We start from the raw sequence: 13970 nt of genomic DNA, 5'->3' as shown, positions 1-13970 counted from the left end.
CCGGTCCGCCGCCCTTCCCGTCGCGGGAGCCCACTCGGTGGGCTCCCGCGATCTCCGTTGCGCCCACCGCGGCCGACCGTCGGTCGGCGGTGAGCGGCACCGCGTCGTGCCCCGCCCGTCCGGACGCCAGTTCTGGGAGCTCACCTAGCGCCACCGGCCGCACAGTGGGCGGCATCGGGCGGCGGCGGATGTCGCTCCACACGGCCGGGAGGCGACGATGGGACCGATGGTGCTCGGGGACCTGCTCGACGAGGCGGAGCCGGCCCTGCGGGACGTGGCGCGGTCGACGGCCCGGCGCGAGGTTGTGGAGCTGGCCGCGCGGGTGCTCGGGGCGGAGCCGGACGGGCTGGATCCGGCACGGCTGCTGGACGGCCGGGCCGTGCGCCGGCTGCGCGAGCTGGTGCGCCGCAGAGCCGAGGGTGTCCCGCTCGGCCATCTGACCGGGCGGGTGGTCTTCGCCGGCCTCGAACTGGCCGTCGGACCGGGGGTGTTCGTTCCCCGGGTGCACAGTGAGCTGGTGCTGGCGGCCGGCCGGAAGGCCGTCGAGGGCATCGCCGGGCCGACGGTGGTGGACCTGTGCGCCGGTTCCGGCGCGATCGGGCTGGCACTCGCCCACGCGCGGCCGGACGCCCGGGTGCACGCGGTCGAGTTCGATCCCGTCGCCGTGGACTTCACCCGCCGCAACGCGGCCCGGCGGGCCGCGCTCGGGGACACCGAGGTCACCGTCCACGAGGGGGAGGCGGCCCGGGCGGGTGCCCTCACCGGGCTGGCGGCCGGGGCGGACCTGGTGCTCGCCAACCCGCCGTTCATGCCGGACGCGGCCGAGGTGCCGGACGAGTTCGGCCGCTACCAGCCCCGGCAGGCGGTGTTCGGCGGTGCCGACGGCCTGCGGGTGGTCCGGCAGGTGGTGGAGGCGGCGGCCGGTCTGCTGCGGCCGGGCGGTGTGCTGGTGGTCGAGCACGGCCACCTGCACGGCGCGACGGTCCCGGGGCTGTTGCGGGAGTCCGGCCGCTTCGCCGACGTGTCCTGCCGCCCCGACCACGACGGCTGGCCGCTCTACTCCTCCGCGGTCCGGACGGCCTCCTGAGCCGGCCCGGCGCCGGCGACCGAGGAGCCGTCGGAAGCCTTCCCGGCGCCGGTACGGGCCGGACCCGGCCGGGTCCGCAGGACCGCGGGTTCCTCGGAAACGGCCCCGCGGTCCGCGCTCCGAGCCCGGCTCGGGCGAAGTGTCCGGCCTCTCGTCGAACTCGGGTGCCGTTAACGAGCGGCGAACCAAGTGACAAGTAATCCGTGAGTGACTTCGTCAGATTCCGACGCTCTTCCGCCCGCGCCTTTGGAGGCGGCGTCCCTTGGTCAAGCTCAGTGGCTGCCCGCGGGGAGCTGGACGGTCAGGAAGCGGGAAAGGGCGGCGAGTACGGTTGCGGACCGCTGAGCGTCCAGACGCGTCCCGATCCGGGATCCCTTCAGCAGGAACAGCGCGAAGGTGGCCTGGCAGGAAGCCACGACGTTCTCTGCCCACGGATCGCACGCGATCCACTGCTCGTCGACGCTGCGCTGCGTCGGGTCCACGACATAGGCGTGCAGGGTGTAGTTGACGTCGGTGAAGTACTGGTCCCCGGGCCGGGTCGAGCTGCTGATGGTGAGGATCAGGTCGGGTTCGCCGGTGTCCAGGGTCAGCCGGCCCGTGGGCGCTGTGGTACGGGCGGGCCCGCAGGGCGGGAGTCCGAGCCGCTGAACGACGGATGCCCTGAGGTCCGGGTCATCGATGCCGCAGGCGGCGTCAGCGGTCCGCTCGTCGCTGGGGAGTCCGTGGATATCGGCGATCACAGCGCGCTGGACGTCGGTGCCGGAGAAGTCGCCGATGCCCACCACCAGGTCGCCGCTGTGGGCGAGGAGGGTGCCCGACCCGGTGCGCGGGGGTCCGCTCATCTCGCTCACGCAGTGGGCCGGTGGGCCCGCGAGGTACACCACACCCGGTCCGGCGTCGCCAGGCACACTGACGCCGTACACCTGCCAGTCGCGGGGGAGGGAGGCACCGGCCGGCAGCGTGAGCTCCGCCGGCACCGGGACCTTCGACCCGCCGTTCGACGGTTGCCCTGCGGGGGAGCAGTCCGCGACCGGGGCGACGCCGGGGGCAGCCGTGGGCTCCGTCCGCTCCTCCCCGTCGCTCCCTTCCCGGATGAGGACGTTGCTGCCGTAGGCGGGACCGCTGGCTGCGGGGGGCGCGGCGAAGGAACCGCTGGTGATCCGGGCGAGAGTCTTCGTCGCCATGGTCCTCGCGCCGCTCTCCGAGTCGACATCGGTGGCGAGGCCGTCGTGCGGAGGGAGGAGCTCCTTGCGCACCCGGAAGCCGAACATCATGCCGCCGCGCAGCAGGAAGAGTCCGTCCTGCCCGCACCACAACGCGTCCTGGGCCCCGGCCGGGTCTTCGACGGATCCGCATCGACCGCCCGCGAGCAGGCCCTGCTTCCCGCGGTTCCAGGTCTCGGCCGTGACGTGCCCGTACTGCCACTCCGCCTCCCACCGGGTGTCCTGGTAGGGCGGTGGCGGCTTGGCCGCGGTAAACGTCGTCGACTGGCCGAACCGGCAGGAGGTCGGATCGGTCTGGTACTTGATGTCGATGTTGCCGAGCCCGAAGTACTGCAACGAGTCACGGGCCGCGATGATGGGAAGTTTGCGGTAGTAGGAGTCGGCGGGGACCTCCGCGACGAGGTTGAGGTCATCGACGGTGAGTACCTGGCAGGGATCCTCGGGCAACGCCCAGGAGTCGTGACCGGACCCCGGCGCCGCGCGGTGGACGGAGCGCCAGACGATGCAGGCAGCCACGCTCAGGGCGAGCACCAGGAGTACTGCGATGATCTTCGTGTCGCGGCGCATCAGGGTGCCAGCCTCACCGTGAGCTTGTCGAAGTCCGCACTGGTGGTGCCTGCCTTGCTCCAGCCCGATCCCGGGGTACCGGGCTCCGAGGTGTAGGCGCTCGCCAGTCGTGCCGCGATGCCGGACACCACGAACGGCTGGCCGTCCCGGTCCTTGATCTCGACGTGTTCCAGCCTGCCGTTGACCGAGTACGAGGCGACGAGGACGAAGCGGACCAGCTGCCGCTGGGCGAAGACGGTGACCGTCACCGGCGTCGTCTCCCGGTAGGCGAGGCTGAAGCCGTTGGCGTCGAAGTAGTAGCCGCCCAGCGTGCGGCGCTCGTCGTCGTACGACCGCGCGCGCGGCTGGAGCTCGTCGAGGTCGAGGCCGATCCTCAGGGCAGGGGCGTTGCCCCCGGATTTCGCCATGTAGGCGGTTCCGGCCAGTGGGGACTCGCGATCGATCACTCGAGCGCCGATGTCGGTGAGCATCACGCCGCTGTGCCGGTTGCCCTGCAGGGTGAACCTGATGGTGTCCTCGGCCATCGGTGCTCCCTCGTGCGCGGCCGCCAGCGCGTCGATCTTCGTGTCGGCGTCGGGAGCCGGCTGGGGATCCTTCAGGACCCACCAGCTGGTCGGATCACCGGGCCGGCTCGTGCCGGTGAGGGTGGCGTTGATGCCGGGGCCCTCGGTGAATCCGTCCGCCACCGAGTCGCGGTGCGAATTCCACCACAAGCTCCCCGCGACGATCACGACGGCGGCGACGGCGCCCGCGAGGGTCCGGCGGACCGACAGCTGCCGCCGCGGCGGGACCGGTTCCGGGTAACTCGTGCCGTGCAGCAGTGGGGTCCGGGTGCCGGGGCCCACTTCCAGCAGCGAGCGGAACCTTTCGCGCAGGTCCGGCTCCAGCCGTTCGACGGCCGTGAAGGGCTCCAGGGTGAGCGCGCTGACACCGTCTCTCAGCCGGTGCGTCACGACCACACCGATGGCGAACTCGCCGCCGGATCCGTCGCCGGCGAAGATCACCGTGCCTGAGACGCTGCTCCAGATCGAGTCGGTCTCGCCGTTCGTGACGTCCCGCGGTGTCGCCTCCACGTGCAGGGTCAGGCGGCCGCCGACCGGGCCCTCCGCCGTGGGGACGAATCCGACGAGCTGGGCGCGACCGCGTGGCCGTGGCCGCCCGGAGGTGCTCTCGTCCTCCTTCCACCACGGATAGCCCACGCCCTGGCAGGCGAGGCGGGTGGCCCGGCTCGTGTCGACGTGGGCGATGCGGACGTACGGCGCCCGGGGGGCCTGCGGCCCGGCCAGCTCCAGGACCGCAAGGTCCACCTGCCGGCCGCCGTGAACCAGGACCGTGGCGGGTAACTCCTCGCCTCCCCAGAACCGGACCAGGACCGTCCCCTCTCCCACCGCGTGAGCGGCCGTCAGGATGCGGCCGGCACCGATGCAGTACCCGGACGACACTCTCCACTTGGGCGCGGGTGGAGGCCCCGAGTTCCACAGCACCTCCACCGCGTACTGACTCTCCGGCATTCCCGTCAGGGCTTCTCGGTGCGGGCCCGTGACGTGACCTGGACCGCCTCGCCGTCGCGCCCCACGGGCGCCCCGAGCTGTAGGGTGACGGTCTGGATGTGCTCCCTGCTGTACCCGGCGTCCGCGCCGAGCTCCAGCACCCAGAACTTGGCCTTCCCGCCGGCCTTCGCGTCCGCGGTGACAGCCACCTGGAATTCCACGGTGGTTCCCTCCACGGGGAAGCGCACGTCGTGGTCCTCGGCGGCCCGCGCCGCGACGGCGAGCTCCTCGTGGAGCGCCGCGAGGACCTCGGCCAATCCGATTCTGTTACTCATAACTTCTCCCCCCTATGGGTCAGTTGCTGCTGATCCTAGGCAGCCCGCAGGGCGGTGACAGGTGTTTCGATCGAATTGTCGGCAGCCCAGCCTGTCGTTCGACGATTTCGCCGGGCGAGGTGCAAGTGACTCGGCGGACCCGATAGCCTCGCATCACTGATGCCGGCATGCTCCACAGCCTGAACACGCGCGTTCAGCTTGTCCTTTGACCTCACCCGGAGCCGGGCTTACGGTGGTGCCATCACCAGCTCCCGATCACCTGCAAGCCGCCTTGGGCCGCCAGCCACGGGGCACGTTCGGCCTCGCGCTGTTTGACACGGACGAATCCCGTATGGTCGGCCGCCGGCTCCCAACCGGGGAAGTCCCACCGGACGGTGTCGGGACTTTGAGAACGACAGGCAGCCCTCGAACTGCTCGTCCGCCTCGTCGGAGTGGTCGGTGATCCGCGGGTTATCCACGACGAGGTACGGCGGCTGACCGTCGCCTACCCGAAGCTGGCGCTGCCGACCCTGCTCGGCGACCTGGTCGAGGTCCAGGACCTCACCTTCCGGCTGCTGGAGCACGGCCGGGTCAAGCCTCTGCAGGCCCGCGAGCTGTACCTGCTCGCCGGGATCACCTCCGGCATGCTCGCCAAGGCCAGCCACGACCTGGGCAACCCGAGCGCCGCGATGATGCAGGCCCGCACCGCCTTCGTCTGCGCCGACAACGCGGACCACCACGCCATGCGCGCCTGGGTCCGCTCGCTCCAGTCGCTCATCTCCTACTGGGCCGGCCGCCCGGCTGAGGCCGCCGACTACGCCGACCTCGGGCAGGCTGCCGCCGGCAGCGTCCGGGGCACCACCAGTGTGTGGCTGGCCTGTCTCTCCGCCCGCGCCCACGCGCTCCTCGGTGACGGGGAGGCCACCCGCGCCGCCATCCAGCGCGCCGAGGACGCCCGCGCCGTGCTCGACCTTCCCATCGAGCAGCGGAACTTCGGCATCACCAGCAGTGCCCAGCGCGTCCACGCCGCGCTGGCCTCCGGCGGTCGACGGGCGACCGGCGTGGCGGCCGACCTGCGCGAGGAGATCGAGGCGTTCACCGCCAGCCCGACGTCCGTCCTCATCCGATGAACGCGCAGGTAGGCTCCGCGGCCATGACCCCAGTTCACCTGGCCGGTCCCCGCCTGGCGATGCGCGAAGTCGAACCCGAGGACACCGACGCCCTCCTGGCCATCTACGGAGACCCCGAGGCTACCCGGCACCTCAGCTTCGAACCCCGCACCCGCGACCAGGTCCAGGCGATCACCGCCCGCTCCATCGCCTCCGCGAACGCCACCCCGCGAACCGAGTACTGCCTGGCCATCACTCGCCTCGGCGAACACCGGCTGATCGGGTACGCCCGCCTGGCCACCGAGCCGCAGGAGGCCGCCACCATCGGCTTCGCCCTCCACACCGCCGAGCGGGGTAAGGGACTCGGCACCGAGACCGTCCACCTGCTGTGCGCGCTCGGCTTCAACGTCTCTGGTCTGCACCGCATCTGGGCCGCCCGCTCCCCGCTCAACGAAGCATCCGCACGGACGCTCCTGCGCGCCGGTATGACCGAGGACGGTCGCATCCGCGACCACGTATTCGTCCGCGGCGCTTGGCGCGACTCGATCGTCTACTCGATCCTGGAGCACGAGTGGACACCGATCGGCGGGCTCGACACGACGAGCGCGCTCGACCGATCGGCCGCCCCGCCCGGCGGCGGGGCCGTGCCGGGGAGGTGAACTCGCGGCGTCAACCGGCGCCGCGACCGACGGGGGAGAAGGGGTCTTCACCGACCTTCACCGACCTGGCCGGCGCCCCGGGCGAGCACGCCGCAACCGAGGAGCCGGCCGAGGACGGCAGCGACCAGGACGAGGACGACATCGAGGCGGTGCTGTCCCAGACCAAGGCCCATCCCGGTAACGTCATCAGCCTCAACTCGCTGCTGAGGAGAACCCCCCGCGGCCGCCCGGTTTCCGTTCCCCGGTGCCCACGCGCCCGCGCACGGGAGGTCGGCCGGTCCGACTTCCCGTGCGCGGGTGTGGGCGCAGTGCCGTCAGCGCGGTGTGAGCGGCCGGCGGAAGCCGCGCGCCGCCAGCCAGGCACCGAGCCCGGCCACGGCTGCGCCGAGCAGCAGGGCCGGTCCGGCGGAGCCGGTGCCGGGCAGCCCGAGGGCCAGGGCGCGGGTGGTGTCGATCGCGTAGGTGAGCGGGTTGACGTGGGCGACCGCGGCCAGCCAGCCGGGGAGGTCGGCGGTGGGGACGTAGGCGCTGGAGGCGAACATCAGCGGGAGCACCGCGATGACCGCAAGGTTCTGGATGGGTTCGGCCCGGCGCAGCCAGGCCGCCGCGGCGATGAACAGCCAGCCGAGTGCCCAGCTCATGAAGAGGGTCAGCCCGATCGAGGCGGCGACGGCACCCGCCCCGCCGCGCGGGTGGTAGCCGAGCAGGACCGTCCCCAGCAGCAGGATGATCACGGCCTGTACCGCGGCGCGCACCAGCGTGGTGAGGCTGCGCGCGAGCAGGAGCGAGCCCGGGGCGACGGGCAGGCAGCGCAGCCGGGCGACGATGCCGTTCTGGAGGTCCTCGACGAGCCCGATCCCGGACTGGACGGCGGACTGCACCGCGTTGTCCACCAGGACGGCGGGCAGGACGAAGTCGAGGTACGTGACGTCGGGCGGGAAGTGCGGGGGCAGGCCCATCCGGCTGAACACCTGGGAGAGCACCACCAGAGTGATGACGGGTTGGAGCAGGCCGAACAGCAGCACGGCCGGGTCCGTGACGAGTGCGCGCAGCGACCGCCCGGTGAGGATGCGAACCTGGGTCAGCCGCGAACTGCCGCGCCAGGCCTGGGCGGTGGGCATCGGGGTGCGGGGCGGGCGGCCGGTGTCGAGGCTGGGGGCCGGAGTGGTCGGGGTGGTCACCGGGTGGGTCCTTCCGAGCGGTCGGGGCGGTGGGCCAGGGCGAGGTAGACGTCCTCCAGGCCGGGCTCGCCGAAGGTCAGTTCGGCGGCCTCGATCCCCACCCCGTCGAGCGCCCGGACCACCGCCGCGACCTCGCGGGTGGCCTCGATGGGGACGACCAGCGCGGCGCCCTCCCGGCCGGAGGCGGGCGCGAAGCCGGCCTCGCGCAGGGCCCGGACGGCGCGGTCCGGGTCGTCGGAGGGCTCCAGCACGAGGGTGACGGTGCGCCGCCCGACCCGGGCCTTGAGCTCGGCCGGGGTGCCGTCGGCGACGACGGTGCCGCCGGAGAGCACGGTGATGGAGTCGGCGAGCCGGTCGGCCTCGTCCAGGTACTGGGTGGTGAGCAGCACGGTGGTGCCCTCGGCGACCAGGCCCTCGACGATCTCCCACAGGCCGAGCCGGCTGACCGGGTCCAGCCCGGTGGTCGGCTCGTCGAGGAACACCACCTCGGGCCGCCCGACCAGGCTCGCGGCCAGGTCGAGGCGGCGGCGCAGCCCGCCGGAGTAACCGCGGGCGGGCCGGTCGGCGACGTGTCCGAGGTCGAACAGGCCGAGCAGCTCGTCGGCCCGGGCCCGGCCGGCGCGGCGTCCGGCCCCGAGCAGCCCGGCGAGCAGCAGCAGGTTGTCGCGGCCGCTCAGCCGTCCGTCGACGGTGGCGTACTGGCCGGTGAGGCCGATCCGCCGGCGGACCTCGGCCGGCCGGTCGCGGACGTCGTACCCGGCGACGCTGGCCCGGCCGGTGGTGGGTGGCAGGGCGGTGGTGAGCACGTTGACCAGGGTGGTCTTGCCGGCCCCGTTGTGGCCGAGCAGGGCCAGCACGCTGCCCCGGGGGACGGTGAGGCTGACCGAGTCGAGGGCGCGGACGTCGCCGAAGGTCATGCCGACGTCGACCGCCTCGATCACGGGGTCGTCGGCGCCCGGGGGCGTGGGGGTCAAGGCCGGTTCCTCCGTAGGGCGGTGGTGGTCGGACAGGTCGGGTGAGCCGCTCGTGACGGGTGTCAGTCGAGGGCGTCCATGAGGCGGAACAGCTCGTCGTCGGTGGCCGTGCCGAGGTCGGTGCCGAGGCCCGTACCGGAGCCGGAGCCGGAGCCGGAGCCGGCGTTCGGGCGCGCGGCCCCGCCGGCCGCCGCGCCGCGGCGGGCGAGCTTGCGCAGCCGGGTGGCGTCGGCCGGTTCGAGGGTCGCGCCGCTGGTGAGCAACTCGGCCAGCAGATCCACCAGTTCACCCGGGGTGTGCGGCCGTCCGGGGCCTCCGTCGAGGTGGGCCCCGACGGCGCGGACCACGGCGTCCGGGGACGGGTGGTCGAAGACCAGGGTGGCCGGGAGCACGGTGCCGGTGGCCGCGGCGATCCGCTCGCGCAGTTCGATCGCCTTGACGGAGGTGACGCCGAGGGCGGCGAAGGGCTGAGCGGGGTCCAGGTCGGCGGGGGACCGGCCGAGCACGCCCGCGGTCTCGGCGAGGACGAGCCGGCGCAGCACGGCCTCGCGCTCGGCGGGGCCGCCCGCGGCCGGCCGCTCGGGGAGCGCGGCCGGCGGACCGTCCGGCCCGGGCATCGCCACGGGCAGCGCCGACGGCGAGGGCGCTCCGGCCCCCAGCCAGTACGTCCGCCGCTGGAACGGGTACGTCGGCAGCGGCACCGGCCGGGCGCCGGGCAGCACGGCGTCCCAGTCCACCGGAACGCCGTGCAGGTGGAGCCGGCCGACGGCGGCCAGCAGCGAGCGGGTCTCGTCGGCCTGCTCCGCCGGCGCGGTCGTCAGTACGGCGGCGCCGCCCGCGTCCCCGGTCGACCGCCCCGCGTCCCCGGCGGCCAGGCACTCGCCGATCATCGGCGCCAGCGCGGTGCCCGCGGCGAGTTCGAGGTAGGCGTCGACACGTTCGCTGCGCAGCCGTTCGACGGCGTCCCGGAACCGGACGGGTCGGCGGGCCTGGCCGACCCAGTGGCCGGGATCCAGGGCCTGCTCCCGGGTCAGCGGCAGTCCGGTGACCCCGGAGACCAGGGGCAGGGTGGGAGCGGCGAAGGCCAGGCCCTCGACCACGGCCCGGAACTCGGCCAGCATCGGTTCCAGCAGCGCGGAGTGGAAGGCGTGCGACACGCGCAGCCGGGTGGTCCTCCGGTCGGCGAACCGGGCCTCGATCGCCGCGACCGCGTCCTCGGTGCCCGAGACGACCACCGAGGACGGCCCGTTCACCGCCGCGAGCGAGACCGCCTCGCCGAGCAGCGGCCGGACCTCGTCCTCGGTGGCCCGGACGGCGAGCATCGCGCCGCCGGCCGGGAGGGCCTGCATCAGCCGTCCGCGGGCGGCGACCAGCACGCAGGCGTCCGGCAGCGACAGCACCCCGGCCACGTGCGCGGCGGCGATCTCGCCGACCGAGTGCCCGGCCAGCAGGTCGGGCCGGACGCCCCAGGAGTCCAGCAGCCGGTACAGCGCGACCTCGTGGGCGAACAGCGCGGGCTGGGCGAACTCCGTGCGGTCGAGCGACTCCGGCCCCTCCCACAGCACCGGGCGCAGCGGCCGGGCCAGCAGCGGGTCGAACAGGGCGCACACCTCGTCCAGTGCGGCCGCGAACCGGGGATGGTCGGCCGACAGCTGCCGCCCCATGCCGGGCCGCTGGCTGCCCTGGCCGGCGAACACGAAGGCGAGCCGACCGCCGCCGTCCCGCCGGCCCGTCGCCGGTGCCACCGGACCGGGCTCGGCGGCGGCGAACCTCTCCAGTGCGTCGACGAGTTCGGCCCGGTCGGCGCCGACCAGCAGGGCCCGGTCCCGGTGCACGGCACGGGTGGTGGCCAGCGCGTGGGCGAGGTCCGGCAGGGCGAGGCCGGGGTGGGCGGCGAGGTGCCCGGCCAGCCGCCCGGCCTGCTCCCGCAGGGCCCGCTCGCCGCGTGCGGAGAGTACCAACGGCACCGGTCGGCTCGCGGAGTCCGGTTCGGCCCGGTCGTCGGACGCGGCCGGCACCGGGCCGCCGTCGGCCGCCGGCCCGGTGCGGTCCGGCCCGGTGCGGTCCGGCCCGGGCGGCGCCTCCTCCAGCACCACGTGGGCGTTGGTCCCGCTGATCCCGAACGAGGACACCCCGGCCCGCCGCACCCGGCCGGCCTCCCGGGGCCAGGGCCGGTCCCCGGTCAGCAGCCGGACCGCGCCCGAGGACCAGTCCACCCGGGTGGTCGGCTCGGTGACGTGCAGCGTCCTCGGCAGCAGGGCGTGCCGCAGTGCCTGCACCGTCTTGATCACCCCGGTCACTCCGGCCGCGGCCTGGGTGTGCCCGAGGTTGGACTTGACGGACCCCAGCCACAGCGGCCGGTCCGCCGGGCGCGCGCCGTCGTGCACGGCGAGCAGCGCCTGGGCCTCGATCGGGTCGCCCAGGGCCGTCCCGGTGCCGTGCGCCTCGACGGCGTCCAGGTCGCCCGGCCCGAGTCCGGCGTCGGCGAGCGCGCGCCGGAGCACCCGTTGCTGGGCGGGGCCGTTGGGTGCGGTGATGCCGTTCGAGGCACCGTCCTGGTTCACCGCGGAGCCGCGCACCAGGGCGAGCACCGGGTGTCCGTTGCGCCGGGCGTCGCTCAGCCGTTCCAGCACGAGCAGGCCGACGCCCTCGGCCCAGGCGGCGCCGTCGGCGTCGTCCGAGAAGGACTTGCAGCGGCCGTCGGGGGAGAGCCCGCGCAGCCGGGAGAACTCGGTGAACGGGGCAGGGGTGGCCATCACCGCGACGCCGCCGGCCAGCGCGAGCGAGGACTCGCCGGAGCGCAGCGAGCGGCAGGCGAGGTGGAGCGCGACGAGCGAGGAGGAGCACGCGGTGTCGACGGTGAGCGCCGGGCCCTCCAGGCCGAAGGAGTACGAGATCCGCCCGGCCAGCGCGCTGCCGGCGGTGCCGATCCCGAGCAGTCCCTCCAGCTCGGCCGGGGCGCCGGCGCCGTAGTCGTGGTACATCGCGCCGGTGAACACCCCGGTGCGGCTGCCGCGCAGTCGGGTCGGGTCGATGCCGGCGTGCTCCAGCGCCTCCCAGGCCGTCTCCAGCAGCAGCCGCTGCTGCGGGTCGGCGGCGATCGCCTCGCGCGGGGAGAAGCCGAAGAAGGGGGCGTCGAACCGTCCCGCGCCGTCCAGGAATCCGCCCCGGCGGACGTAGGAGGTGCCGGGGTGCTCCGGGTCGTCGTGGAACAGGCCGTCGAGGTCCCAGCCGCGGTCGGCGGGGAACGCCGAGTCGGTGTGGGCGCCCTCGGCGAGGAGCGCCCACAGGTCGTCCGGGGAGGCGATGCCGCCGGGCAGCCGGCAGGCCATCCCGACGATCGCCACCGGTTCCTCGGAGGCCGCCCAGGGCTCCTCCTCCGCCCGCTCGGGGGCGGCGCCCGAGAGCAGCAGGGCGACGGCTGCCGGGGTGGGGTGGTCGAAGCCCAGGCTGACCGGCAGCGCCCGGCCGGTGGCCTCCACCAGCAGGTTGCGCAGCCGGATGGTGCGCACGGAGTCGAGCCCGTACGCGCGGAACGCGGTGTCCGGGCCGATCGGCGGGTCCGCCGGCCCACGGCCCGTCACCTCGGCGGCGCAGCCGCGGACGAGGTCGAGTGCCGCACCGTAGCCGAGCGGCGGCGCGCCCTCCGGCACGGCCCCGGCGGACGGCCGCGCCCCGGGCCCGGGCGCCCCGGGCTCCTCCGGCGCCACCAGCTGCTCCAGCCCACGCCGGTGGACCTTCCCGGCCGGGGTGCGCGGCAGCTCGTCGACGGTCACCAGCTCCAGCGGGATCTTGTAGTCGGCGACCCCGCGCCCCTGCAGGTAGGCGGTCACGGCCCGCAGGCCGATCCCCGGGGCGGCCCGCCGGGTGAGCACCAGGCAGGGGATCTCGCCGAGCCGTTCGTCCGGCCGGGCGACGACGGCCAGGGGACCGATGCCCGGCAGGGCGGCCAGCAGCTCCTGGACCTCGGTGGCGTCGAACTTCCGGCCGCCCACGTTGATCAGCTCCGCCGACCGGCCGTGGAAGGAGAGCCGGCCGTCCGGGCCGAGGCTGGCCCGGTCGCCGGTGCGCAGCCAGCCGTCCGCCGTGATCGCGGCGCGGGTCAGCTCGGGCTCCCGGTGGTAGCCGCGGAACATGCTCGGGCTGTGGTACTGGAGTTCACCGGCCTCGCCGGCCGGCAGTTCCGAGCCGTCCTCGCCGACGATCCGGAGCCGCGCGCCGGGGGTCGGCCGGCCGACCCCGCGCGCCGTGGCCGGGTCGCCCGGCGCGGTGTGGGTGCCGGTGCCCAGTTCGGACATCCCCCAGACCACCACCAGCTCGCCGCCGAGCGCCGTCCGGACGTCGTCGGCCAGCGCGGCCGGGATCGCCGCCCCGGCGGTGCGCACCTGCTGCGGCCGGAAGCCGGCCGGCCGCCCACCGCGGGCCAGCGCGGCGACGACGTCATACAGCTGCGCCGGGACGGCGAAGACCGCGCTCGGCGCGGTGCGCCGGGCCAGGGCGAGGAAGCGCTCGGGGTCCCAGGCGCGCAGCAGCACCTGCCGGCAGGACCGGAACAGCGCGGTGTGCAGCGACTGCAGGCCGAACAGGTGGGTGAGCGGACAGGCCGTCAGGATCGCGCCGGCGAAGGCCTCACCGCCCTCCTCGGCGACGGGGGCGGTGTTGGAGAGCAGCCCGTCGTGGCTGTGCAGGCAGATCTTGGGCCGGGCCGAGGTGGTGCCGGAGGAGGGCAGCAGGACCAGTGGCTGGTCCGGCCGGACCTCGACCGGGTGCGGCTCCAGCCCGGCCCGTTCGGCCATCACCCGGGCCAGCGAGCGCACCCCGGGCGGCAGCGCCGCCGGATGCCCCGCCGCCTCGCCCGCGCGGTCCTGGGGGCCCGTTCCCGTGCGGTCCTCCGCGAGGTCCCCAGCGACCAGCACCGCCCGCAGCGAGGGTACGGCGGCCGCCAGCGCCCCGGCGGTGTCCGCGGCCTGCGGCGCGAGCAGGACGGCGGTCGGGTCCACCCGGCCCAGCAGCGCCCGTACGTCGGCGGCCCCGTAGCCGGCGTGCACCGGCAGCATGACCGCGCCGATCGTGGCCACGGCCAGGTGCGCGGTCTGGTACTCCCAGCAGTTGGGCAGCTGGACCGCGACCACGTCGCCCGGGCCGGTGCCCAAGTCCTGGAGCGCCCGGGCCAGCGCGGCGATTTCGGAGGACCACTGACGCCAGGTCAGTTCGCGTTCGCCGTCCACCAGCGCGACGGCGTCGGGGGCGCGCCGTACGGCCGCGGCGAAGACCCCGGGCAGGGTGTGCCCGCCCAGGGCCCCGGGAGCCCCGGCAGCCGGATCGATCGCGTAGTCATCGCTGAGGACGGACACCTTCACTCCCGG

The 13970-nt window shown here is 74.7% G+C and carries 10 protein-coding genes; 3 read left to right on the top strand and 7 right to left on the bottom strand.

The features are described from left to right. Positions 1 to 226 precede the first annotated feature (226 nt). A complete protein-coding gene (locus ACIRVF_RS22925; protein WP_402820698.1) occupies positions 227 to 1087 on the top strand; it encodes a N5-glutamine methyltransferase family protein in 861 nt (286 codons plus the stop codon). A gap of 272 nt (positions 1088 to 1359) precedes the next feature. On the opposite strand, the gene ACIRVF_RS22920 is transcribed toward ACIRVF_RS22925, so the two are convergent. The 3 genes from ACIRVF_RS22920 to ACIRVF_RS22910 are packed head-to-tail and all read right to left on the bottom strand — an operon-like array spanning position 1360 to position 4702. After that, a complete protein-coding gene (locus ACIRVF_RS22920) occupies positions 1360 to 2877 on the bottom strand; it encodes a hypothetical protein (protein WP_402820695.1) in 1518 nt (505 codons plus the stop codon). After that, positions 2877 to 4388, bottom strand: coding sequence for a hypothetical protein (locus ACIRVF_RS22915; RefSeq protein ID WP_402820692.1), 1512 nt, complete (start codon positions 4386 to 4388; stop codon positions 2877 to 2879). Before ACIRVF_RS22915 ends, ACIRVF_RS22920 begins: the two co-directional genes overlap by 1 nt. Positions 4389 to 4393: 5 nt before the next feature. Then, positions 4394 to 4702, bottom strand: coding sequence for a trypco2 family protein (locus ACIRVF_RS22910; protein WP_360419595.1), 309 nt, complete (start codon positions 4700 to 4702; stop codon positions 4394 to 4396). A gap of 431 nt (positions 4703 to 5133) precedes the next feature. Between ACIRVF_RS22910 and ACIRVF_RS22905 the strand changes: the two genes are divergently transcribed. Continuing rightward, the gene (locus tag ACIRVF_RS22905) at positions 5134 to 5811 is read left to right on the top strand and encodes a hypothetical protein (protein ID WP_402820687.1); all 678 of its coding nucleotides are present in this window, start codon (positions 5134 to 5136) and stop codon (positions 5809 to 5811) included. Positions 5812 to 5834: 23 nt separating this feature from the next. Further along, a complete protein-coding gene (locus ACIRVF_RS22900) occupies positions 5835 to 6449 on the top strand; it encodes a GNAT family N-acetyltransferase (protein WP_402820684.1) in 615 nt (204 codons plus the stop codon). Positions 6450 to 6496: 47 nt separating this feature from the next. On the opposite strand, the gene ACIRVF_RS22895 is transcribed toward ACIRVF_RS22900, so the two are convergent. The 4 genes from ACIRVF_RS22895 to ACIRVF_RS22880 form a co-directional block, all read right to left on the bottom strand. Continuing rightward, positions 6497 to 6622 (bottom strand): hypothetical protein, encoded by a 126-nt coding sequence (locus tag ACIRVF_RS22895; protein ID WP_402820681.1) that lies wholly within the window; start codon positions 6620 to 6622, stop codon positions 6497 to 6499. Between the two features lie 141 nt (positions 6623 to 6763). After that, positions 6764 to 7630, bottom strand: a complete 867-nt coding sequence (locus tag ACIRVF_RS22890) for an ABC transporter permease (RefSeq protein ID WP_402820678.1) — start codon at positions 7628 to 7630, stop codon at positions 6764 to 6766. Next, positions 7627 to 8547: an ATP-binding cassette domain-containing protein gene (locus ACIRVF_RS22885; protein ID WP_402820731.1), complete on the bottom strand. Its 921-nt coding sequence runs from the start codon at positions 8545 to 8547 to the stop codon at positions 7627 to 7629. The genes ACIRVF_RS22890 and ACIRVF_RS22885 overlap by 4 nt, the downstream gene beginning before the upstream one ends. 119 nt (positions 8548 to 8666) lie before the next feature. Next, entirely contained in the window at positions 8667 to 13958 is a 5292-nt protein-coding gene (locus ACIRVF_RS22880; protein ID WP_402820675.1) for a beta-ketoacyl synthase N-terminal-like domain-containing protein, read from the bottom strand. Between the last annotated feature and the right edge of the window lie 12 nt (positions 13959 to 13970).

It is taken from the genome of Kitasatospora sp. NPDC101157 (genome assembly GCF_044768255.1).
Classification (GTDB): domain Bacteria; phylum Actinomycetota; class Actinomycetes; order Streptomycetales; family Streptomycetaceae; genus Kitasatospora.
Note: the sequence above shows the minus strand (reverse complement) of the source record. Positions and strands in the feature narration are given on the sequence as shown.

Coding starts and splice junctions, on each gene's coding strand:
- ACIRVF_RS22895 (WP_402820681.1), bottom strand. CDS start 6,622: ATGGGCCTTGGTCTGGGACAGCACCGCCTCGATGTCGTCCTCGTCCTG.
- ACIRVF_RS22915 (WP_402820692.1), bottom strand. CDS start 4,388: ATGCCGGAGAGTCAGTACGCGGTGGAGGTGCTGTGGAACTCGGGGCCT.
- ACIRVF_RS22920 (WP_402820695.1), bottom strand. CDS start 2,877: ATGCGCCGCGACACGAAGATCATCGCAGTACTCCTGGTGCTCGCCCTG.
- ACIRVF_RS22925 (WP_402820698.1), top strand. CDS start 227: ATGGTGCTCGGGGACCTGCTCGACGAGGCGGAGCCGGCCCTGCGGGAC.
- ACIRVF_RS22885 (WP_402820731.1), bottom strand. CDS start 8,547: ATGACCTTCGGCGACGTCCGCGCCCTCGACTCGGTCAGCCTCACCGTC.
- ACIRVF_RS22900 (WP_402820684.1), top strand. CDS start 5,835: ATGACCCCAGTTCACCTGGCCGGTCCCCGCCTGGCGATGCGCGAAGTC.
- ACIRVF_RS22910 (WP_360419595.1), bottom strand. CDS start 4,702: ATGAGTAACAGAATCGGATTGGCCGAGGTCCTCGCGGCGCTCCACGAG.